This is a genomic window from Idiomarina tyrosinivorans (assembly GCF_003987475.1).
GTDB classification, from domain to species: Bacteria; Pseudomonadota; Gammaproteobacteria; order Enterobacterales; family Alteromonadaceae; genus Idiomarina; species Idiomarina tyrosinivorans.
The window spans coordinates 1-19,062 of record NZ_PIQH01000012.1; the positions used below are offsets into that span (position 1 = coordinate 1).

The following is a 19,062-nucleotide window of genomic DNA, read 5'->3' on the forward strand; positions in this document are numbered from 1 at the left end:
TGAATCGCGTAGCGCGCGGCTGAGAGACATAAAAAAACTCCAGTGACAGTTACTATCACTGGAGTTTGACAGCTCCACTTGATCGGTCAATGGATCGCTAAATTATTTCTTAACTGATCAGCATTGCCCGCAACGGGAGCTTTTTTGTCGTTTGTTATAGACCTGCGCTTAGACGATCACAGCGCGCTCTACGATTTCAACCAACGCCCAAGACTTAGTCTTAGAAACTGGACGCGTTTCGCGAATAATCACGGTATCGCCCATTTTGCACTGGTTTTCTTCGTCATGAGCGTGCAGCTTAGTAGTGCGCTTGATGTATTTCCCATAGATAGGGTGTTTTACACGACGCTCTACAGCTACAGTAATGGACTTGTCCATTTTGTCACTGATGACACGACCTTGCAGGGTACGAACACGTTTTTCTTCAGCCATTACGCACCTGCCTTATCGTTTAAGATGGTTTTCACACGTGCGATATCGCGACGTACTTGTTTCATCATATGAGTCTGACTCAGCTGGCCAGTTGCCGCCTGCATGCGCAAGTTAAATTGCTCGCGACGCAAGTTCAACAACTCTTCTTGCAGCTGCTCAACGGTTTTTTCTTTCAGTTCAGTTGCTTTCATTACATCACCGTCCGAGTCACAAAGGTTGTTTTAAATGGCAACTTACGTGCCGCCAAGCGGAACGCTTCACGCGCCAACTCTTCAGACACGCCGTCCATTTCATACAAAACACGGCCTGGCTGAATCTGCGCAACCCAGTATTCCACGTTACCTTTACCTTTACCCATACGAACTTCTAATGGCTTTTTGGTAATCGGCTTGTCTGGGAATACACGGATCCAGATTTTACCTTGACGCTTAACGTGACGAGTCATCGCACGACGGCCCGCTTCGATTTGACGCGCAGTCATACGACCACGGTCAACCGCTTTCAAACCGAAAGTACCGAAGCTGACTTTGTTACCAGACTGCGCCAGACCACGGTTACGACCGGTGTGAACCTTACGGAATTTAGTACGCTTAGGTTGTAACATATCGTCTCTCCTTACTTACGGCCTTTTGGGCGCTTCGCTGGAGCTGCTGGCTTTTCTTCGGTAGGCAAGCCACCCAATACTTCACCACGGAAGATCCAAACTTTAACGCCGATGATACCATAAGTGGTATTCGCTTCTGCCGTTGAGTAATCGATGTCGGCACGCAACGTATGAAGTGGTACACGACCTTCACGGTACCATTCGGTACGTGCGATCTCAGCGCCGCCTAAACGGCCACTAACTTCCACTTTAATACCTTTAGCGCCTAAACGAATCGCGTTCTGTACAGCACGTTTCATTGCGCGACGGAACATTACACGACGTTCCAACTGACCAGCGATGTTGTCAGCAACTAACTGAGAATCTAACTCAGGCTTACGCACTTCTGAGATGTTGATTTGAGCAGGGGCGTCAGTCAGTTTTTGCACTGCCTTACGCAACTTCTCTACGTCTTCACCTTTCTTACCAATCACCACACCCGGACGAGCGGTGTGAATAGTAACGCGTACGCTTTTCGCTGGACGTTCGATAACAATGCGCGATACCGAAGCGTTGCTCAGTTCTTTGGTCAAGAACTTGCGTACTTGGTAGTCGCTATGCAGGTTATCAGCGAACTCGTTTGTATTCGCATACCAGGTTGCATTCCATGGTCTGGAGATACCTAGGCGAATACCATTAGGATGTACTTTCTGACCCATAATTTATCTCCTAGCTATCTGACACGACCACAGTAATGTGGCTGGTGCGCTTAAAGATACGATCGGCACGGCCTTTCGCACGAGGCTTGATACGCTTCATCGTCGGACCTTCATCTAAGAAGATACGCGCAACTTTAAGCTCATCGATGTCTGCGCCTTCGTTGTGTTCCGCGTTAGCGATAGCTGATTCAAGGACTTTCTTGATCAAGCCAGCCGCGTCTTTCGGACTGTACGCAAGGATATCCAGGGCTTTAGCCACTGGTAAACCGCGAATCTGGTCAGCAACCAACCGGCCCTTTTGCGCTGAAACGCGGGCAAATTGGTGTTTAGCAATAGCTTCCATCACTCTCTACCTCTTACCGTTTCTTCGCTTTCTTATCAGCAGCATGGCCGCGATAAGTACGGGTTGGTGCAAACTCACCCAGTTTATGACCGATCATTTCGTCGCTCACAAAAACCGGTACGTGTTGACGACCGTTGTGAACGGCAATAGTTAAGCCGATCATATCTGGAATAATCATTGAACGACGGGACCAAGTTTTAATTGGCTTTTTATCCCCGGCTTCCAACGCTTTCTCCACCTTATTTAGCAGGTGAAGGTCTATAAATGGACCTTTTTTAAGAGAACGTGGCATGGTAAATCCTCTTACTTGTTACGACGGCGTACGATGAACTTATCGGTACGCTTGTTTTTACGGGTTTTGTAGCCCTTGGTCGGAGTACCCCAAGGCGTTACAGGATGACGACCACCTGAAGTACGGCCTTCACCACCACCGTGCGGGTGATCAACTGGGTTCATTGCCACACCGCGAACGGTAGGACGAACACCACGCCAGCGCTTAGCACCAGCCTTACCCAATTGACGCAGCATGTGTTCTGCGTTACCCACTTCACCGATGGTTGCACGACACTCAGCTAGGATCTTACGCATTTCGCCTGAACGTAAACGTACAGTCACGTAAGCGCCGTCACGCGCTAGCACCTGAACATAGGCACCAGCAGAACGTGCTAGCTGTGCACCTTTACCAGGTTGCATTTCGATTGCGTGAACAACTGTACCCACTGGGATGTTGCGCAAAGGTAAGGTGTTACCCATTTTGATTGGCGCGTCAGGACCTGATTGGACTTTGTCGCCCACTTTCAAGTTTTTCGGAGCCAAGATGTAGCGACGTTCACCGTCAGCATACAAAACCAATGCGATATTCGCAGTACGGTTCGGATCGTATTCAATCCGTTCAACTTTTCCAGGAATGCCGTCTTTGTCGCGTTTGAAGTCGATCAAACGATAGTGGTGTTTATGACCGCCACCAATGTGACGAACCGTAATCCGGCCACCATTGTTACGACCACCGCTTTTGCTGTTTTTGTCCAGCAACGGTGCGTAAGGCTTTCCTTTATACAGGTCTTGTCCCACCACTTTAACAACGTGGCGACGACCCGGAGATGTAGGCTTACACTTAACTACAGCCATTGATATATCCTCCTGTTATTCAGCGCCGCCAACGAAGTCGATGTCAGCACCTTCTTTAAGAGAAACATACGCCTTTTTCCAGTCGCTACGTTTACCGAAGCGGTAGCCAGTGCGTTTTGTTTTACCCTTAACTTTAACGGTACGAACATTTTCAACTTCAACTTCAAACAGCTTTTCGACAGCCGCTTTGATTTCTGTTTTAGTCGCGTCAATTGCTACTTGGAAAACAACAGTGTTGTTTTCTTCGGCAGTCGTAGTCGACTTCTCAGAAACGTGAGGTGCTAGAATCACTTTCAGCAAACGTTCTTCGCGCATCATGACAACACCTCCTCAAGCTGTTTCACTGCATCCGCAGTCATCAATACTTTTTCGAAAGCAATCAGACTGACTGGATCGATACCCTGAACATCACGTACGTCAACTTTATGAAGGTTGCGAGACGCCAAGAACAAGTTCTCGTCGATTTCTTTTGCAACGATCAATACGTCGTTAAGATCCATCGCTTTCAGTTTTGCAGCCAGTTGTTTAGTCTTCGGTGAATCCACACCAAAGTTTTCAACCACTACTAAACGATCCTGACGAATCAGTTCAGAAACGATGCTTTTGATTGCACCGCGGTACATTTTCTTATTAACCTTCTGTGCGTGGTTGCGCGGTTTCGCAGCAAACGTCACGCCACCAGAACGCCAGATTGGACTACGGATAGTCCCTGCACGAGCACGACCCGTACCTTTTTGACGCCATGGTTTCTTACCACCGCCAGCAACTTCTGAACGCGTTTTTTGAGCTTTAGTGCCCTGGCGCGAACCAGCTGCGTAAGCGACTACTACCTGATGGACAAGCGCTTCGTTAAACTCACGTCCAAAGGTAGCTTCGGAAACCTCAAGAGCGCCTTTTGCGTCTTTCAATGTTAATTCCATCACTATTCTCCTCAGACGTTACGCCTTGACCGCGGGCTTGATGACCACGTCGCCACCTGTTGCGCCAGGTACCGCACCGCGGACCAATAACAAGTTACGTTCTGCATCAACACGTACAACGTCCAAAGATTGAACGGTTACGCGCTCGTTACCCATTTGACCAGCCATTTTCTTGCCTTTAAAGACCTTACCTGGTGACTGGTTTTGACCGATTGAACCCGGTGCACGGTGTGATAGTGAGTTACCGTGTGTCGCGTCTTGAGTACGGAAGTTCCAGCGTTTTACGGTACCCGCAAAACCTTTACCTTTCGATGTACCTGTAACGTCAACTTTCTTAGCTTCAGCTAAAACTTCAACAGTGATTTCCGAACCTACTGCGTAATCTTCGCCTTCACCATTTTCCAAACGGAATTCCCACAGACCGCGACCTGCTTCAGTGCCTGCTTTAGCGTAGTGACCCGCTAAAGGCTTGCTGACACGGCTTGCTTTTTTCTCGCCTGTGGTGACTTGAAGGGCACGATAACCGTCGGTGTCTTCCGTTTTAACCTGAGTCACCCGGTTAGCCAGCACTTCGATCACAGTAACAGGAACAGAAGCGCCGTCTTCTTGGAAGACACGCGTCATTCCCACTTTACGACCGACTAGACCTATAGCCATTGTTAAAACCTCTCGTGTGTAATCCTATTACTGCCCACTTAACCCAAGCTGATTTGAACATCAACGCCCGCAGCAAGGTCGAGGCGCATCAAAGCGTCTACGGTTTTGTCTGTTGGGTCCATGATGTCAATTAGACGCTTATGGGTGCGGATTTCGTACTGGTCACGCGCGTCTTTGTTGACGTGTGGTGAAATCAGTACGGTGAAGCGTTCTTTCCGCGTTGGCAGTGGGATAGGACCACGTACCTGAGCACCAGTGCGCTTCGCAGTCTCAACGATCTCAGCCGTTGACTGGTCGATCAGACGGTGATCGAACGCTTTCAAGCGAATCCGAATTCTTTGATTAGCCATAAAAATCAAAGCCTCAATAAAAAGAGCATTTAAAAAAGAGCACAGAAAATCGCGAGCACCCTGGCACATACCGGGCGAGCGATAATCTACGACAAACCATTCAATTCCCAATCGGAATTGTTGTTGTGCATCAGTTACTTACGAAGCCCTGATGCGTCACACCTACTATCTTGAAAACAATCTTGATAAGGAGATGTGGCCGCGAATTATACGCTTCCGCGGCCTAATGTCAACGCCTACAGCGGAATTTAGTGGGTTTTGGCGTACGCTTCGTTAGCTTCCCAAACCCGCATTAAATTGCCACCTAGAATCTGTTTAATATCTGCATCGCTATAACCTCGGTCCAGTAGCCCTTGGACCAAGTTTGGATAGTCAGAAACATCTTTCAAGCCAACCGGCAATGAATCTCCAACACCATCGAAATCGGAGCCTACCCCAACGTGGTCAATACCGATCAGTTGCACCACGTGGTCAATGTTGTCCAGCACATCTTCTAGGGTTGCGTAGGGGTATGGGTTATTCGCTTTGAGTTCTTCAATACGGCGCTGGGTTTCAGCCGAATCCTCACCATACTTTTTTTTCACCGCCTCGATTCGTTTCTCCAACATATCGCCGTAGCGGTTAGCTTGTTGGGCGACGAACGACGAACCGAAGTTAATTTGAATCACCCCACCGTTCTTTTTTAACGCCAATAGCATATCGTCGCTCATGTTACGTTCGAATCCGGGGGTGTATTTGCGTAGTGAACTGTGTGAGGCGATGACCGGCGTTGCCGATATCTCTACAGCCTGATAGAACGCTTCGTCAGAAACGTGAGAAATGTCCACCATGACCCCAGTCTTATTCATTGCTTTTACCAGTTCTTTGCCAAACGGGCTTAGACCATGCCACTGGCGACGAATGTCGTAGGATGAGTCAGCGATATGGTTAGACTGTGAGTGCGCTAAAGTGATGTAGCGAATACCGCGATCATAGAAGTGTTGCAGGTTTTTTAGGTCGCCTTCTATTGGCGTACCATTTTCCATGCCCAAAGCCAAGGATATAAGCCCTTTCTTTTTGTTCTGCTTGATATCGTCGGTACTGTAGGCCATTGCAAACTTGTCGGGAGCACGCCCTACTAGGGCTTCCATACTATCGATAAGCTGGTTTGCCAATTGAATGCTACCGCCACTTTGCTCATAAGACGCTGGGATATAAATCGACATAAATGGTGCATTCAAACCGCCTTCCACTGCGCGCGGATAGTCGAAATCGCCGTCTTTTGTCGCTTCCGCGACATTTTCCCAGTGCTCGTTAATGCGATAAGGGACATCTATGTGGGTATCGATCAGCAGAAATTCGTGGGCGAGCTGCTTGGCTTTTTCAGAAGCGGGATGCTCCGTAGTCTGCGCATGGCTGGCGTTGATCGAGAGTGAAGAGGCCAGAACCAAAGCGGCGTAAGAGAGTGTGGTTTTCATTGTTCTACCTGCATTTCATTGATTGTTATTGCAAGCAGAGTAGCACAGCTTTTAGTTCTGGCGAACGATTCCTAATCCCCAACTCATCAACGCCCCAGCGACAACCGTACTAACCACTGGAGCGAGACTCACAATTGCCATCCAAATCATCCATTGTGCCATGGGAACCGCCTTATGATTGCGGCTTTTCAGCAGTTGCTGATTCTGGTTTAACCGCTAACTGCGCTTGCGCATCATCGCTGCCAATCAGGTCATCCGCCCATTCTTCTAAGGTTTGGGTAACCGCAGCTTTGGTTGTTTCCATCAATTCCGCTGAGGCTAAGCTGAGTTCTTGTTGAAACTGTGCAGATAGCGATTCGTCGGCTTGCTGTGCAGAGGCGCCAAAACTGGCAACTAACAGTGTTGCTGCAACGCCACTAGTGAATAATGTTTTCATGGTAATCTCCTTGGCTTCTTTTCGTCATGCTCAATAACGAGCGTTTGTGTAGTCGAAGGAGATAATACAAAGGTTGTGCCAAACTGATTAAATATCAATAACCCATTGTTTTTAATTGATTTAATATTTTTCCAGATGAACAAAAAGCGGTTTACTGTGCATTCATAAAAAAAGCGAAAACCATTTTTTAGCGTTTTTGACCAGTAGATTTAGTGTTTTTCACCACTTTCGCGGAATTGTAGCGCACCCTCAATAAGTTGCTCCGCAGACTGCGCTTGTGGACCTTGTTGGCTAATATATTGCCGCCAGCGCCGTCCGCCAGGTTGCGCGCTGAACAATCCCAGCATATGCCGCGCAACGTGCCAAGCTCTACCACCCTGGCCAATATGCTGATCAACGTAGGGGATCATTTTGCGTGCGATGGCTTCTCGCGACGCTTGTTGGTCTGCAAGCTCAGCCAATAACCACGGATTTTGGTAAGCCTCCCGCCCCACCATGACACTGTCTACATGGTTCAGGTGGTGAGCAATTTCTGCGGCGGTTTTAACCCCCCCATTTATCGCTAGCGGCAGCTCGGGGTAGCGTTGCCTAAGTTGGTACACACGCTCATATTGCAACGGCGGGATTTCGCGGTTTTCCTTTGGGCTCAAACCTTTCAGCCACGCTTTGCGAGCATGCACAATTAAACTATCTACGCCGGCATCAACCACGGCGTCGGTGAAGCGCCAAAGAAACTCATCACTGTCGTGCTCATCAATGCCCAACCGTGTCTTTACCGTTACCGGAATCGCCACGGCGGCTTTCATTGCCGTAACGCAGTCTGCAACGAGCTTGGGGTCGGCCATTAAACATGCGCCGAACATGCCATTCTGCACGCGGTCTGAGGGGCAGCCGACATTAATATTAATTTCGTCATAGCCACGCTGCTCGGCGAGTGCTGCACAGTGAGCCATCGCTGCGGGGTCGCTTCCCCCGAGCTGCAGCGCCAGCGGATGTTCTGCTGAGTTATATGCGAGAAAGTCTTGCTTGCCGTGAATAATTGCACCAGTGGTAACCATTTCGGTATAGAGCAGCACAGTCGGGTTGAGCAGCCGATGAAAGTAACGACAGTGACGGTCGGTCCAATCCAACATCGGGGCCACCGACAACGGCGAAATTCGCTTCTGCAAAAGAGACTCCACAACAATCCATTCAAGACTTTCGCCGCAGTTTACCACAATCTTGTCCTGCGACAGTAGTCACCACGCAATGGCCTCGTTATAATGATACCTTATAGTTGCCGCTTTCGGCAGGTTTCTGGTTAACGGGCAGGTTGTCATGCAAGACACCGACAGATTGATTCGCAAAGCAGAAAAACTTTGCGATAAACGCGGGGTAAAACTCACCCCAGCTCGGCGCGAAGTGTTTTCACTGTTAGCAGCCGAGAGTGGTGCCATTGGTGCATACGACTTGTTAGACAAACTCAAACAAGAAATGCCCAATGCCAAGCCACCGACCATCTATCGCGCGTTGGATTTTTTGCAGGAACAAGGTTTTGTGCACAAAATCTCTTCGGCCAACGCGTTTGTGCTGTGCTCCCACTTTGAACACCAACATCCAGTGCAGATGTTGATCTGTGACGCCTGTGGTGATGTGCAAGAAATCCAGTCCGAAGGGGTCTATCAAAAGTTGCAGCAACAAGCCGAAAACGAAGGCTTTAACGTACACGAGCAAACCATCGAAGCACATGGGTTATGCCAAAACTGCCAACGTTTAACCTAACTTTCCCTCCACTTATCGAAAGCTGACTTCGTCCAACGCCCTAGCTGTGGTATAACTGGGTTGCTCTTATAACAACCAATACCATTTGGGGAAGGACGTTGGCATGAAACTTAAACAAGCCTTTGCCGTAACCGCTACGCTTTTAACGGTTAGCACCGTTGCGTACGGTCAGGCGTTTGACGATAAGTTCCGCCAGCTGAGCGATGATAAGTTACGTACACCTAACGTTTATCGCACAGCATCTGGCGCGCCGGGACATCAGTACTGGCAACAGAAAGCGGACTACAACATCAAAGTTAAACTTGATGACGAAAACCAAAGTTTATCGGCAAGTGAGACCATCACTTACCACAATAATTCTCCAGACACATTACGCTATGTTTGGGTGCAATTAGACCAAAACCGTTTCCGTCAGGATTCAATCGGTAATAAAACTCGTACCACCTCTGATCTAGATAAGGTCAGTTTCAAGGGTATGGAGTCAATGAAAACTGCCTCTGAATTCCCCGCTGGTTACAAGATTACTGACGTGAGTGATGCCAATGGCAACGACTATCACTACGTAATCAACGGTACAATGATGCGTATTGACCTGAAAGAACCACTACAATCGGGTGAGCAGACCAAATTTAACATTAGTTGGCAGTACAACATCGTTGAACAAAAAGTATTAGGTGGTCGTGGTGGCTACGAGTACTTTGAAGAAGACGATAACTATTTGTACGAAGTGTCACAGTGGTTCCCACGCATGGCAGCCTACTATGACGTATACGGCTGGCAGAATAAGCAATTTGTTGGTAGCGGTGAGTTCACGCTTGAGTTCGGTGACTACACCGTAGCGATTACCGTTCCTGCTGACCATATCGTTGCAGCAACAGGCGTATTACAAAATCCTGAAGACGTTTTAACCCGCACTCAACGCGCGCGTTTAGCAGAAGCACGTACTGCTGATAAGCCAGTTAAAATTGTGACGGAAGAAGAAGCGATCGAAAACGAAAAAGAAGGCACAGACGATACCAAAACTTGGGTATTTAAAGCCGATAACGTTCGTGACTTCGCGTGGGCCTCGTCACGTCGCTTTATCTGGGACGCAAAAGGTTATAAGAATGGCGGCGTTGATGTATTAGCGATGTCATTCTATCCAAAAGAAGGTAACCCTCTTTGGGAACGCTATTCTACTGAAGCGGTCATCCACACTATTAAGAGTTATAGCTACTATAGTATCGATTACCCCTATCCGGTCGCCATCTCTGTGAACGGTCCTGTTGGTGGTATGGAATACCCAATGATCACCTTCAACGGTCCGCGTCCTTACGTTGACGAAGATACGGGTAAAAAATACTATTCGAAGCGTACCAAGTACGGACTTATCTCTGTGATTATTCACGAGATCGGCCACATCTTCTTCCCAATGACGGTTAACAGTGACGAACGTCAGTGGACCTGGATGGACGAAGGTATCAACACCTTCCTGCAGTTCCTAGCGGAACAACGTTGGGAAGAAAACTACCCGTCTGATCGCGGTCATGCGCGCGACATCGTTCGCTACATGGCTAGCCAAAACCAAATGCCTATTATGACAAACTCAGAGTCTATTCTGCAGTTTGGTAATAACGCATATGGTAAACCAGCCACTGCATTGAACGTGTTGCGTGAAACCATCATGGGTCGCGAATTATTTGACTTCGCTTTCCGTGAATATGCGCGCCGCTGGAAGTTCAAGCGTCCAACGCCAGACGATTTATTCCGCACCATGGAAGACGCATCAGGTGTTGATCTTGATTGGTTCTGGCGCGGCTGGTTCTATACTACCGACCACGTAGATATCGCGATTGATGACATTCACCTATACAACGTCAACACGCAGGATCCTGAAGTGGAGAAAGCGTGGAAACGTGAGCAGGACCAACGCGAACCAATCACTATTACTGCGCATCGCAATCAAGGTATGCCGACCACTGTTGGTCAACAGCCAGAACTTCGTGACTTCTACAACGAGCACGATGAATACACTGTGACCAATGCGGATCGCAACGAGTACAACAAACTTCTTGCAGACCTTACTGATGAACAGAAAGCAATGTTGAAAGATGACACTAACTTCTACGTTGTCGACTTCTCGAACAAAGGTGGCTTGGTCATGCCAATCTTGTTGGATATTAAATATGCCGATGGCTCTAAAGAGCACATGCGTATTCCAGCAGAGATCTGGCGCCGTTCTCCTGACCATGTATCAAAAATGATCATGACAGACAAAGAGATCAAAGAAATCATCGTTGATCCTAACTGGGAGACTGCGGATACCGACCTCAGCAATAACTATTGGCCACAACGTGTGATTCCTTCACGTATCGAGCTGTACAAACGAGGTGTTTGGGGCGGCAAGAACAGCATGATGGAAGACTACGACGAAGAGCTAAAATCGATCGAAGATGAGGACTAATATGGCATGGCTTAAACGCCTAACCATCCTCCTAGCGATGGGGCTGCCGCTACTTGCGGCAGCTCATCGCTATTTTTTTGGGATGGTGGAAATTAGCGTTAACGATCACACCGGTAACACCGAGATCATTCATCAATACGCGTTGCACGATGTGCAATTAGCAATGACCAAAAAGTACCAAAAGGACTTTCGTCTAGACCAACCTGACGCGCGTGAAAAAATCCATAAATGGGTAAACGAAAACTTCTCCGTACAAGATGCTGACGGCAACAACATAGACTTATCTTGGGTAGGAATGGAAGCCGATTACCAAAATATTTGGATTTATCAAGAAGTGCTAGGCAAGCAAGATCCATGCGGCTGGCAGGTACGTAATCGTTTATTGATGAATGCTTTCCCTCCACAAGTCAATAATGTTGACTATGCGGCACCGAGCTATCACGGTACAGTGGCGTTAACCAATCAAAAAGATAGTGCGACGCTAACGTGCTACACTGGCAAACAACAAAAACAATAAAATGCTGACAACCACTGAATCTCACGACCTAAAAGGACTAGATATGAATGCGGAATTCGTGAACCCGTTTCTTCAAGCATTAAGCAATGTATTATCAATGATGGCACAAATGGAACTGAAGCCGGGTAGCCCAATGGTGAAAAAAAATGACGTCGCTAAAGGCGACGTATCAGGCATCATTGGCATGGTAGGGCCACAACTAAAAGGCTCCTTTTCTGTGTCCTTTGAAGAGAACTTGGCCATAGAAATTATGTATAAAATGCTCGGCGAGCGACCGACGTCACTGAATGAAGAGGTGTGTGACATGGTCGGTGAAATCACCAATATGGTCACCGGTGGAGCGAAAAAAAGCTTAGGTGAAAAAGGTTATGACTTTGAAATGGCAACACCGATTGTTGTTTCTGGTCGCGAGCACACCATCTCACACAAGGCAGATGGTCCGAAAATCATCATGCCATTTAGCCACATTGCGGGTAACGCTTACATCGAAATTTGCTTCGACAAAGCGTAATCGTACTCTACCCTCTGGGCCATATTACAGAGTAATTCATAAGAAATAGTGCCGGCAGCAGCAGCAATGTCATCGACCGATAACTGCTGTTGCGAGGCCTCATCTTTGCCCCACAAAATCGCCGTATCACCGACCTTTACAGCGCTGCCCGGGCCAAGCTCTACCGCTAACATATCCATCGAGACCCTGCCAGCCAAACCATAGCGATGCCCATTAATTAGCACTGGCGTACCGTTCGGCGCATGACGCGGATAGCCGTCACCATAGCCGATAGCGACAATTCCCACTTGGGTATCCCGACTAGCGGTCCAAGCGCTGCCGTACCCTACACTTTCTCCTTGCTTAACTGAACGCACAGAAATAATACTGGCCTTCAAGGTCATCACTGGTGTTACCCCTAAGCTTTCGCTCGACTCGCTGCGAATAGGTGATACGCCATACATTAGCAAACCAGGACGAACCCACTGCTGCTGCCATGCTGGGAAGTTAACGATTGCGGCAGAATTGGCGAAGCTACGCACAGGTGACAAGCTGGCTAAGGTCTGCATGACTTGTTGCTGTTTCATATTTAACGGGTGATTTGCCTCATCAGCGCAGGCAAAATGGCTCATGATCACCGGAGCCTCAGCGACATCTGGGTGCTCACACAAGGACTGGTAGGCCTGTGCCGCGAATTCTGGGTCTAGGCCAATACGGTGCATGCCGCTGTCGACTTTTAACCAAACCGGAATGTTGGTGTTGAACCGGTACCCTAAGAACTGTTGCAGTTGTTGCTGCTGATGAATCACCGGCTGTAACTGATATTCGGCCAACAGCGGCAATTCCGTCGCGGAAAAAAAACCCTCCAACAGCACAATCGGAAGCTGGCAGCCATTTTCGCGCAACCGCATAGCCTCTCCCACGCGGGCAACACCGATGGCGCCCACGCCTTGAATGTGCTTGGCGATCTCGATTAAGCCATGGCCATAGGCATTGGCCTTAAGGATAGCCAGAATTTGGCTGGCCGGTGCCCGTTCCTGCAGTCTTTGGACATTACGGTTTAATGCCGCAATGTCGATTTCTGCCCATGCTCCGCGCATTAGTAGCGCTCATCGTCTTCGGCTCGAACAAAGTTATCGAACCGCGATAAATGACCATGGAATTTCAGCTCGATAGCGCCGATGGGACCATTCCGTTGTTTACCGATAATGATTTCTGCCAAGCCCTGTTGCGCACTATCAGGGTGGTAGACTTCATCACGATAAATAAACATGATGACGTCGGCATCCTGCTCAATTGAGCCTGATTCACGCAAGTCTGAATTAACCGGTCGTTTGTCGGCACGTTGTTCGAGCGAGCGGTTTAACTGCGAAAGCGCGACCACGGGCACTTCTAATTCTTTTGCTAGTGCCTTTAATGAGCGTGAAATTTCGGCAATCTCTAAGGTTCTGTTTTCTGACATCCCTGGTACTGTCATCAATTGCAGATAATCCACCATGATCATTGATAACCCTTCGTGTTGTCGGTGAATCCGGCGTGCGCGAGAGCGCACCTCAGTCGGGGTGAGTCCAGAACTGTCGTCGATATAGAGATTATTACGTTCGTTCAGCATATTCATGACTGAGGCGATACGTGCCCAGTCATCATCCTCTAGCCGTCCAGTACGAACTTTGGTCTGGTCCACTCGGCTAAGTGAAGCCAACATCCGCATCATCAGCTGTTCAGCCGGCATCTCTAAGCTAAAAACTAACACCGGCTTATCATGGTTAAGCGCTATATTTTCCGCCAAATTCATGGCAAACGTGGTTTTACCCATAGACGGACGCGCCGCAACAATGACCAGGTCAGATGGCTGTAACCCAGCGGTTTTCCGGTCTAGGTCATGAAAGCCAGTGGATACGCCGGTGACACCGTTGTTATTTTTGGTTTTACTAAGCGCTTCGATGCGGTCAATGGTGCTCGATAGGATGCTGTGAATGCCTTTAGGTCCTTCGCTTCCAGACACCCGTTTTTCGGCAATGTGAAAGACTTTACTCTCGGCTAAATCGAGCAATTCGTGACTACTGCGACCTTGAGTATCGTAGCCAGACTCAGCAATTTCGTTTGCCACACCAATCATTTCGCGAACCACGGCACGTTCCCGAACGATATCCGCATAAGCGAGAATATTGGCTGCACTCGGAGTGTTTTTCGCAATTTCGCCGAGGTAGGCAAAGCCACCCACCCGTTCAAGTTGATCACTGGCCTCAAGCTTTTCTGATACGGTAACCAAATCGATCGGTTGGTTGCGTTCGGCCAAATATTGCATGGCAGCAAAAATCATTCGATGGGCACGATGATAAAAATCATCAGCAATGACCTTGCCAGCAACGTCATCCCAACGCTCGTTATCCAGCATTAAGCCACCCAACACTGATTGTTCAGCCTCGATGGAGTGCGGCGCACTGCGTATTTCCGCCACTTTTGCGTCGGTCTTTTTTGCTGTTTCAGCCATTAATGAATCACTTACTGAGTCCGAAAATAAATCCTTACGACTATACAAAAAGCACTGCTGAGTTGAAAGCAAATCGGTGGCGAAAAGCCAAAAAAAGGCCCTCTCAAAAGTCAGAGGGCCAGTACGGTTGGGAATGCGATTATTTTGCTGGCCGAACTCGGATGTCACCACTCACCGTATTGATATCAACGCTGGCGCTGCCGTTACCGACGCTGAATTCAAGCGAACTAGCAGGTCCGTACTTGGCCTCTCGCGGCTCGTCGCTCGACAGCATATTTTGGATGTCACCACCTGCATTAGCGTTAATATCGAATGCGGCATTTACCTCACCAACAAAATTCAACGTCATTTCACCGCTAACACTCGACGCCTCAATATCACCACCATCGAGCAAGGTGAACTCTGCGCTGGTATCGCCACTGACGGTCGATAGCTCTAGCTTTTTAACGCTACCGAGGGAAGCTCGAATATCACCAGAGACACTTTGTAAAATGACATCTTGCATCTGTGAACTGATATTGAGGTCGCCACTAACGACTGAATACTCACCGCTGTCACCGCTTGAGCCAGTGTCTTCGATATTGCCGCTAACGCTTTCTAAGCGCACATCGCCACGCATGTCGACACTATGAATATCGCCGCTAACAGTACTCAAACTCACCTGTTTGGCTAACTGGCTCGCCCGGACATCGCCGCTAACTAACTCGATCGAAGTACCGCCTTTGATGTCGTTGATTTCGGTATCCATAGAGACGCCCTGCACTGAAATACTAGCGCTTGCAGGAATGGTGAGCGTTAAATTAGAGCCGCGCTTATCGCTGTTGCCCCAGTTGTGCCAGCCACTTTGCTGTTTAATTTTAACTTTAAGGTAAACCGTGTCACCGCTTTGTTTGAAGATGAACTCTTTGGTGTCTTCATCCAATGTGCCTTGAACATGAACATCATCATCGGCACCGGGTTGTACGACCAATTTACCGCGAACATTTTCGACAACCACTTTTACGTCACTACTTACGCTAAGGTGTTTGTCCACACTCTCTTGTGCAGCTGCGGTTACGCTGTATATCGCGCTGAGTGCTAGGCAAAGAACACCTACTAACCATCCAGTTTTAGCTTTTGCTATTGAATCTCTCATCGCCACTCTCCTACTATTTATAACTGTTGCAAGCGACTTTGCTTGGCATACGCTTGGTCTAAAAGTTTCAATTCTTGCTGGTTCACCCAGCGCAACATTTCTAATAAGCTTCTATCGTTCGGTGACTTCATCAATGACTCTGTCACTTGTTTCCGCGCCTGTTGTAAGTTCGCCAACGATTCCGCAAAATTTCCAGATGGTGCTTTATAGCCGGCGGCTTCAAAGCGAGCTTTAATCAATTCCACTTGCTGGTCCTGAGTCTGATTTAACTGTTGCGCTAACTCATAAATCGTTTGCGGTTGCTGCGTAGTATTCTTTGGCCACCACTGGCTCACCAGCACCGCTACCATTAATATTGATGCGGCAATAGCAAACCATGGCTTTGTTACAGAGCTTGCGTTGGCTTTGCCCTGAGGCTGCCTGACTAAAGCATGCTCAATGCCCTGCCATAAATCTTTATTCGGAGCCGGCGCCGCTTGCTGCTGATGCTGCTGCAACAATTGCTCTAGTGTTTTACGCTGCGTCATGATTAGCCCACTCCTCTATTAATTGTTTTGCACGATGTAATTGTGCTTTACTGGTACCCACGGCAATACCCAACTGGTCAGCGATTTCCTCGTGCCGCATTCCCTCCAGTGCCGCCAGAACGAACACCCAGCGCGTTTGATCCGGAAGCTTCATTACGTATCTATCAAGCTCCGACAAGTCCATCGCACCACTATCGGCCTCTTGCTGGACTTGCTGGCCCGCTTTGATGATGCGCTGGTACCAGCGCTTTTGCTTACGTAATTCAGTTAAGGTGACGTTGGTGGCGACCGCATGCAGCCAGGTACTAAATTTCGAATCACCGCGAAAGTTCGCCAACTTCTGCCATAACTGAATAAAGACTTCCTGCACCATATCATCGGCTTGGCTACGGTCGCCGCAGAGCCTTAATACCAATCCATACACTTTACCGACGTAGGTTTGATACAGGCGCTGAAACGCATTCACGTCACCGGCAATAGCTCGTGCGATATCCTTGTCTTCGTGATCTACCGAGGTATCAAGTTGTTGCAACAACTGGTCTCCTATTCCTCAATCTGGGCGCCTTTACTGTATGAGTTGCCGGCACTCATCACAAGGTTTACTGCGAGCAAAAAAAAAGCTGCCCGAGGGCAGCTTTTTCTTATCACGGTTACGTGACAATTATGCAGCAGCAACAACCTTGATGGTCACTGTTGCAAATACGTCAGCGTGAACGTGCAATTCAAGCTCAAACTCACCAACTTCACGGATAGTACCGTGAGGCATAAGTACTTCGCTCTTCTTCACTTGTACGCCTGCTGCAGTGATTGCATCAGCGATATCGCGAGTACCGATTGAACCAAACAATTTACCTTCGTCACCGGCTTTAGACTCGATAACAACGGCTTCAAGAGCGTTCAACTTGTCAGCACGTGCTTGCGCTTTTGCTAAGTCTTCAGCGATTTTCGCTTCTAACTCTGCACGACGTTGTTCGAACAACTCGATGTTTTGTTTAGTTGCTGGAACTGCTTTCCCATTTGGGAATAAGAAGTTACGAGCATAGCCTGATTTAACAGATACTTGGTCGCCCAAAGTACCCAAGTTGGCAATTTTATCTAAAAGAATGATTTCCATTTTCGCTACCTCTACGCTTGGTAATCGAACCGAATGCCGGCTTACTGATGTGAATCAGTGTAAGGCAGCAATGACAAATAGCGAGCACGCTTGATAGCACGCGCCAACTGACGTTGGTATTTCGCTGACGTTCCAGTAATACGGCTAGGAACGATCTTGCCTGATTCAGTGATATAGTTTTTCAGCGTAGCAATATCTTTGTAATCGATTTCTTTTACGCCTTCTGCCTTAAAGCGGCAAAACTTACGGCGACGGAAAAAACGAGCCATGATGGCCTCCTTATTTCTTAACTAGGTGTTGGGCATGTAAAACTAATTTAGCTAAACCGTTGCTATCTTCATGGCGATGAAGAAAACCCCGCGCTTCAATTTCACAACCCACCGTCAATTTTTCTAACCAATGCTCAAGGTGATCACCGCTATGAATCACTTGAATTCGCACATAACATTGCCGCAGTAATCCGGCTTCAGGTTGTTGCGAACGATGCTCTAACAGCACATACAAATGTTCAATTCCGGCTGGACTTTTACGTAACCTCGCAGGTTTACACAGTGTGCCTGCAATACTTATTTGGTTAACGTGCTGGTCCATAACTGAAGCGCTTAAGCCGCTTCGCTCTCACCTTTACGCTCATCCTTCGCTTTGTTTAACGGCGAAGGCTCAGTGATAGCTTCTTTCTTACGCATCACTAAGTTGCGCAATACTGCATCGTTGTAACGGAATGCAGTTTCAAGCTCTTCAACCACTTCTGCTGTTGCTTCGATGTTCATCAGAACATAGTGCGCTTTGTGCAGCTTGTTGATTGGGTAAGCTAATTGACGACGACCCCAGTCTTCGAGACGGAGGATGCTGCCACCGCCCTGCTTGATGGTCTCGCTATAACGCTCGATCATACCAGGGACTTGCTCGCTTTGGTCCGGGTGAACCATAAATACGATTTCGTAATGACGCATTACGGGTTTCCTTTTGGTTTAAAAAGCCTCTTTTCAGCTCAGCCGCACTGACATAGAAGCAAGGAACTCAAAAAACAAAATGAGAAAGGCTGATTTAAGCCGCGCGATTCTATCGAATCAAAGCGGCAAATGCAAGAAATCGCGGTTATTCGAAAGCCGGGTCGACGTTGCTTACTGCGGTGGTCAGTAACTTCACCGCGCGTGACGCCAATTCGTTAGCCGCGGACATGTTGCCTTGGACACGCCACTGTTGCTGTAACTGGCCGTCATAAAACAACTTAGCGACAATACTAACAGGGGTTTTAGCGCCAGCCGCTTGTTCCTGCGAGACCGCTACCGCAATCTTCCAGTGCGGTGCTTCAGGGTCCACAATCCACTCGTGGCGCACCGCTAAACGGTTACGGATATCTTCCATTACCTCGCGACTATATTGCAACTCTGGCTGCTGCGCAGTAACGCTAAGCGCCACAAAAGGTTTAGTCGAGCGTTTAAAACTCTGCGCTTGCCAATCTGGCATCCAAGCCAACCACGCTAAGGCAATTAACGCCACAGCAATGAGCAGAGGTTTTATTTTTGCCCAAGACATGAAACTGCCCCTCACGC

28 protein-coding genes are annotated in these 19,062 nt (G+C 48.3%); 4 read left to right on the forward strand and 24 right to left on the reverse strand.

All coding sequences use genetic code 11. From position 1 onward, the window contains the following. Positions 1 to 168: 168 nt before the first annotated feature. From rpsQ to dusA, 14 genes are all read right to left on the reverse strand, one after another. On the reverse strand, positions 169 to 432 hold the full coding sequence (gene rpsQ, locus CWI84_RS10980; protein WP_126842641.1) for a 30S ribosomal protein S17: 264 nt from the start codon (positions 430 to 432) through the stop codon (positions 169 to 171). Next, complete coding sequence (gene rpmC, locus CWI84_RS10985; RefSeq protein ID WP_126842642.1) at positions 432 to 623, reverse strand: 50S ribosomal protein L29; 192 nt, start codon at positions 621 to 623, stop codon at positions 432 to 434. Before rpmC ends, rpsQ begins: the two co-directional genes overlap by 1 nt. Beyond that, positions 623 to 1,036 carry a 50S ribosomal protein L16 gene (rplP, locus tag CWI84_RS10990; RefSeq protein ID WP_126842643.1) on the reverse strand — a complete coding sequence of 138 codons (414 nt, stop codon included), beginning with the start codon at positions 1,034 to 1,036 and terminating at the stop codon, positions 623 to 625. The genes rpmC and rplP overlap by 1 nt, the downstream gene beginning before the upstream one ends. An 11-nt stretch (positions 1,037 to 1,047) precedes the next feature. Beyond that, positions 1,048 to 1,734: a 30S ribosomal protein S3 gene (gene rpsC / locus CWI84_RS10995; protein WP_126842644.1), complete on the reverse strand. Its 687-nt coding sequence runs from the start codon at positions 1,732 to 1,734 to the stop codon at positions 1,048 to 1,050. A gap of 10 nt (positions 1,735 to 1,744) precedes the next feature. Further along, positions 1,745 to 2,077 carry a 50S ribosomal protein L22 gene (rplV, locus tag CWI84_RS11000; RefSeq protein WP_126842645.1) on the reverse strand — a complete coding sequence of 111 codons (333 nt, stop codon included), beginning with the start codon at positions 2,075 to 2,077 and terminating at the stop codon, positions 1,745 to 1,747. Positions 2,078 to 2,090: 13 nt separating this feature from the next. Next, positions 2,091 to 2,369, reverse strand: a complete 279-nt coding sequence (gene rpsS / locus CWI84_RS11005) for a 30S ribosomal protein S19 (RefSeq protein ID WP_026860408.1) — start codon at positions 2,367 to 2,369, stop codon at positions 2,091 to 2,093. 11 nt (positions 2,370 to 2,380) lie between these two features. Further along, a complete protein-coding gene (rplB, locus tag CWI84_RS11010; protein WP_126842646.1) occupies positions 2,381 to 3,205 on the reverse strand; it encodes a 50S ribosomal protein L2 in 825 nt (274 codons plus the stop codon). Between the two features lie 15 nt (positions 3,206 to 3,220). Continuing rightward, positions 3,221 to 3,523 (reverse strand): 50S ribosomal protein L23, encoded by a 303-nt coding sequence (gene rplW / locus CWI84_RS11015; RefSeq protein WP_126842647.1) that lies wholly within the window; start codon positions 3,521 to 3,523, stop codon positions 3,221 to 3,223. Further along, on the reverse strand, positions 3,520 to 4,125 hold the full coding sequence (gene rplD / locus CWI84_RS11020) for a 50S ribosomal protein L4 (protein WP_126842648.1): 606 nt from the start codon (positions 4,123 to 4,125) through the stop codon (positions 3,520 to 3,522). Before rplD ends, rplW begins: the two co-directional genes overlap by 4 nt. A gap of 18 nt (positions 4,126 to 4,143) precedes the next feature. Continuing rightward, a complete protein-coding gene (gene rplC / locus CWI84_RS11025) occupies positions 4,144 to 4,782 on the reverse strand; it encodes a 50S ribosomal protein L3 (RefSeq protein ID WP_126842649.1) in 639 nt (212 codons plus the stop codon). Between the two features lie 38 nt (positions 4,783 to 4,820). Continuing rightward, positions 4,821 to 5,132 (reverse strand): 30S ribosomal protein S10, encoded by a 312-nt coding sequence (gene rpsJ / locus CWI84_RS11030; protein WP_008488677.1) that lies wholly within the window; start codon positions 5,130 to 5,132, stop codon positions 4,821 to 4,823. 248 nt (positions 5,133 to 5,380) lie between these two features. Next, a complete protein-coding gene (locus tag CWI84_RS11035; RefSeq protein ID WP_126842650.1) occupies positions 5,381 to 6,589 on the reverse strand; it encodes a dipeptidase in 1,209 nt (402 codons plus the stop codon). A 172-nt stretch (positions 6,590 to 6,761) separates the two neighbouring features. Beyond that, positions 6,762 to 7,025 carry a hypothetical protein gene (locus CWI84_RS11040; RefSeq protein WP_126842651.1) on the reverse strand — a complete coding sequence of 88 codons (264 nt, stop codon included), beginning with the start codon at positions 7,023 to 7,025 and terminating at the stop codon, positions 6,762 to 6,764. Between the two features lie 209 nt (positions 7,026 to 7,234). Beyond that, positions 7,235 to 8,194 carry a tRNA dihydrouridine(20/20a) synthase DusA gene (gene dusA / locus CWI84_RS11045; RefSeq protein WP_275540943.1) on the reverse strand — a complete coding sequence of 320 codons (960 nt, stop codon included), beginning with the start codon at positions 8,192 to 8,194 and terminating at the stop codon, positions 7,235 to 7,237. Between the two features lie 148 nt (positions 8,195 to 8,342). Here dusA and zur point away from each other — a divergent pair, with 148 nt between their 5' ends. The 4 genes from zur (at position 8,343) to CWI84_RS11065 (ending at position 12,257) form a co-directional block, all read left to right on the forward strand. Beyond that, a complete protein-coding gene (zur, locus tag CWI84_RS11050; protein WP_126842652.1) occupies positions 8,343 to 8,786 on the forward strand; it encodes a zinc uptake transcriptional repressor Zur in 444 nt (147 codons plus the stop codon). A gap of 103 nt (positions 8,787 to 8,889) precedes the next feature. Next, on the forward strand, positions 8,890 to 11,229 hold the full coding sequence (locus CWI84_RS11055) for a M1 family metallopeptidase (RefSeq protein WP_126842653.1): 2,340 nt from the start codon (positions 8,890 to 8,892) through the stop codon (positions 11,227 to 11,229). Position 11,230: 1 nt separating this feature from the next. After that, positions 11,231 to 11,746: a DUF6702 family protein gene (locus CWI84_RS11060; RefSeq protein WP_126842654.1), complete on the forward strand. Its 516-nt coding sequence runs from the start codon at positions 11,231 to 11,233 to the stop codon at positions 11,744 to 11,746. Between the two features lie 43 nt (positions 11,747 to 11,789). Further along, complete coding sequence (locus tag CWI84_RS11065) at positions 11,790 to 12,257, forward strand: chemotaxis protein CheX (protein WP_126842655.1); 468 nt, start codon at positions 11,790 to 11,792, stop codon at positions 12,255 to 12,257. On the opposite strand, the gene alr is transcribed toward CWI84_RS11065, so the two are convergent. The 10 genes from alr to CWI84_RS11115 form a co-directional block, all read right to left on the reverse strand. Continuing rightward, a complete protein-coding gene (gene alr, locus CWI84_RS11070; protein ID WP_126842656.1) occupies positions 12,227 to 13,336 on the reverse strand; it encodes an alanine racemase in 1,110 nt (369 codons plus the stop codon). The genes CWI84_RS11065 and alr overlap by 31 nt on opposite strands. After that, positions 13,336 to 14,730, reverse strand: a complete 1,395-nt coding sequence (gene dnaB, locus CWI84_RS11075; RefSeq protein ID WP_126842657.1) for a replicative DNA helicase — start codon at positions 14,728 to 14,730, stop codon at positions 13,336 to 13,338. Before dnaB ends, alr begins: the two co-directional genes overlap by 1 nt. 139 nt (positions 14,731 to 14,869) lie before the next feature. Further along, positions 14,870 to 15,865, reverse strand: a complete 996-nt coding sequence (locus tag CWI84_RS11080) for a DUF4097 family beta strand repeat-containing protein (protein ID WP_126842658.1) — start codon at positions 15,863 to 15,865, stop codon at positions 14,870 to 14,872. A gap of 17 nt (positions 15,866 to 15,882) precedes the next feature. Further along, complete coding sequence (locus tag CWI84_RS11085) at positions 15,883 to 16,392, reverse strand: hypothetical protein (protein ID WP_126842659.1); 510 nt, start codon at positions 16,390 to 16,392, stop codon at positions 15,883 to 15,885. Beyond that, positions 16,379 to 16,927 (reverse strand): RNA polymerase sigma factor, encoded by a 549-nt coding sequence (locus CWI84_RS11090; protein ID WP_241968789.1) that lies wholly within the window; start codon positions 16,925 to 16,927, stop codon positions 16,379 to 16,381. The genes CWI84_RS11085 and CWI84_RS11090 overlap by 14 nt, the downstream gene beginning before the upstream one ends. Before the next feature lie 126 nt (positions 16,928 to 17,053). Beyond that, on the reverse strand, positions 17,054 to 17,506 hold the full coding sequence (rplI, locus tag CWI84_RS11095) for a 50S ribosomal protein L9 (protein WP_126842660.1): 453 nt from the start codon (positions 17,504 to 17,506) through the stop codon (positions 17,054 to 17,056). Between the two features lie 41 nt (positions 17,507 to 17,547). Continuing rightward, the gene (gene rpsR / locus CWI84_RS11100; protein ID WP_006956988.1) at positions 17,548 to 17,775 is read right to left on the reverse strand and encodes a 30S ribosomal protein S18; all 228 of its coding nucleotides are present in this window, start codon (positions 17,773 to 17,775) and stop codon (positions 17,548 to 17,550) included. 10 nt (positions 17,776 to 17,785) lie between these two features. Then, positions 17,786 to 18,097, reverse strand: coding sequence for a primosomal replication protein N (priB, locus tag CWI84_RS11105; RefSeq protein WP_126842661.1), 312 nt, complete (start codon positions 18,095 to 18,097; stop codon positions 17,786 to 17,788). 11 nt (positions 18,098 to 18,108) lie between these two features. After that, complete coding sequence (gene rpsF, locus CWI84_RS11110) at positions 18,109 to 18,459, reverse strand: 30S ribosomal protein S6 (protein ID WP_126842662.1); 351 nt, start codon at positions 18,457 to 18,459, stop codon at positions 18,109 to 18,111. Positions 18,460 to 18,604: 145 nt separating this feature from the next. Beyond that, complete coding sequence (locus CWI84_RS11115; protein WP_126842663.1) at positions 18,605 to 19,045, reverse strand: hypothetical protein; 441 nt, start codon at positions 19,043 to 19,045, stop codon at positions 18,605 to 18,607. Between the last annotated feature and the right edge of the window lie 17 nt (positions 19,046 to 19,062).

Excerpts from the sequence above, each read along its gene's own strand:
- rpsQ (WP_126842641.1), bottom strand. The coding sequence starts at position 432 with ATGGCTGAAGAAAAACGTGTTCGTACCCTGCAAGGTCGTGTCATCAGT.
- rpmC (WP_126842642.1), bottom strand. The coding sequence starts at position 623 with ATGAAAGCAACTGAACTGAAAGAAAAAACCGTTGAGCAGCTGCAAGAA.
- rplP (WP_126842643.1), bottom strand. The coding sequence starts at position 1,036 with ATGTTACAACCTAAGCGTACTAAATTCCGTAAGGTTCACACCGGTCGT.
- rpsC (WP_126842644.1), bottom strand. The coding sequence starts at position 1,734 with ATGGGTCAGAAAGTACATCCTAATGGTATTCGCCTAGGTATCTCCAGA.
- rplV (WP_126842645.1), bottom strand. The coding sequence starts at position 2,077 with ATGGAAGCTATTGCTAAACACCAATTTGCCCGCGTTTCAGCGCAAAAG.
- rpsS (WP_026860408.1), bottom strand. The coding sequence starts at position 2,369 with ATGCCACGTTCTCTTAAAAAAGGTCCATTTATAGACCTTCACCTGCTA.
- rplB (WP_126842646.1), bottom strand. The coding sequence starts at position 3,205 with ATGGCTGTAGTTAAGTGTAAGCCTACATCTCCGGGTCGTCGCCACGTT.
- rplW (WP_126842647.1), bottom strand. The coding sequence starts at position 3,523 with ATGATGCGCGAAGAACGTTTGCTGAAAGTGATTCTAGCACCTCACGTT.
- rplD (WP_126842648.1), bottom strand. The coding sequence starts at position 4,125 with ATGGAATTAACATTGAAAGACGCAAAAGGCGCTCTTGAGGTTTCCGAA.
- rplC (WP_126842649.1), bottom strand. The coding sequence starts at position 4,782 with ATGGCTATAGGTCTAGTCGGTCGTAAAGTGGGAATGACGCGTGTCTTC.
- rpsJ (WP_008488677.1), bottom strand. The coding sequence starts at position 5,132 with ATGGCTAATCAAAGAATTCGGATTCGCTTGAAAGCGTTCGATCACCGT.
- CWI84_RS11035 (WP_126842650.1), bottom strand. The coding sequence starts at position 6,589 with ATGAAAACCACACTCTCTTACGCCGCTTTGGTTCTGGCCTCTTCACTC.
- CWI84_RS11040 (WP_126842651.1), bottom strand. The coding sequence starts at position 7,025 with ATGAAAACATTATTCACTAGTGGCGTTGCAGCAACACTGTTAGTTGCC.
- zur (WP_126842652.1), top strand. The coding sequence starts at position 8,343 with ATGCAAGACACCGACAGATTGATTCGCAAAGCAGAAAAACTTTGCGAT.
- CWI84_RS11055 (WP_126842653.1), top strand. The coding sequence starts at position 8,890 with ATGAAACTTAAACAAGCCTTTGCCGTAACCGCTACGCTTTTAACGGTT.
- CWI84_RS11060 (WP_126842654.1), top strand. The coding sequence starts at position 11,231 with ATGGCATGGCTTAAACGCCTAACCATCCTCCTAGCGATGGGGCTGCCG.
- CWI84_RS11065 (WP_126842655.1), top strand. The coding sequence starts at position 11,790 with ATGAATGCGGAATTCGTGAACCCGTTTCTTCAAGCATTAAGCAATGTA.
- alr (WP_126842656.1), bottom strand. The coding sequence starts at position 13,336 with ATGCGCGGAGCATGGGCAGAAATCGACATTGCGGCATTAAACCGTAAT.
- dnaB (WP_126842657.1), bottom strand. The coding sequence starts at position 14,730 with ATGGCTGAAACAGCAAAAAAGACCGACGCAAAAGTGGCGGAAATACGC.
- CWI84_RS11080 (WP_126842658.1), bottom strand. The coding sequence starts at position 15,865 with ATGAGAGATTCAATAGCAAAAGCTAAAACTGGATGGTTAGTAGGTGTT.
- CWI84_RS11085 (WP_126842659.1), bottom strand. The coding sequence starts at position 16,392 with ATGACGCAGCGTAAAACACTAGAGCAATTGTTGCAGCAGCATCAGCAG.
- rplI (WP_126842660.1), bottom strand. The coding sequence starts at position 17,506 with ATGGAAATCATTCTTTTAGATAAAATTGCCAACTTGGGTACTTTGGGC.
- rpsR (WP_006956988.1), bottom strand. The coding sequence starts at position 17,775 with ATGGCTCGTTTTTTCCGTCGCCGTAAGTTTTGCCGCTTTAAGGCAGAA.
- priB (WP_126842661.1), bottom strand. The coding sequence starts at position 18,097 with ATGGACCAGCACGTTAACCAAATAAGTATTGCAGGCACACTGTGTAAA.
- rpsF (WP_126842662.1), bottom strand. The coding sequence starts at position 18,459 with ATGCGTCATTACGAAATCGTATTTATGGTTCACCCGGACCAAAGCGAG.
- CWI84_RS11115 (WP_126842663.1), bottom strand. The coding sequence starts at position 19,045 with ATGTCTTGGGCAAAAATAAAACCTCTGCTCATTGCTGTGGCGTTAATT.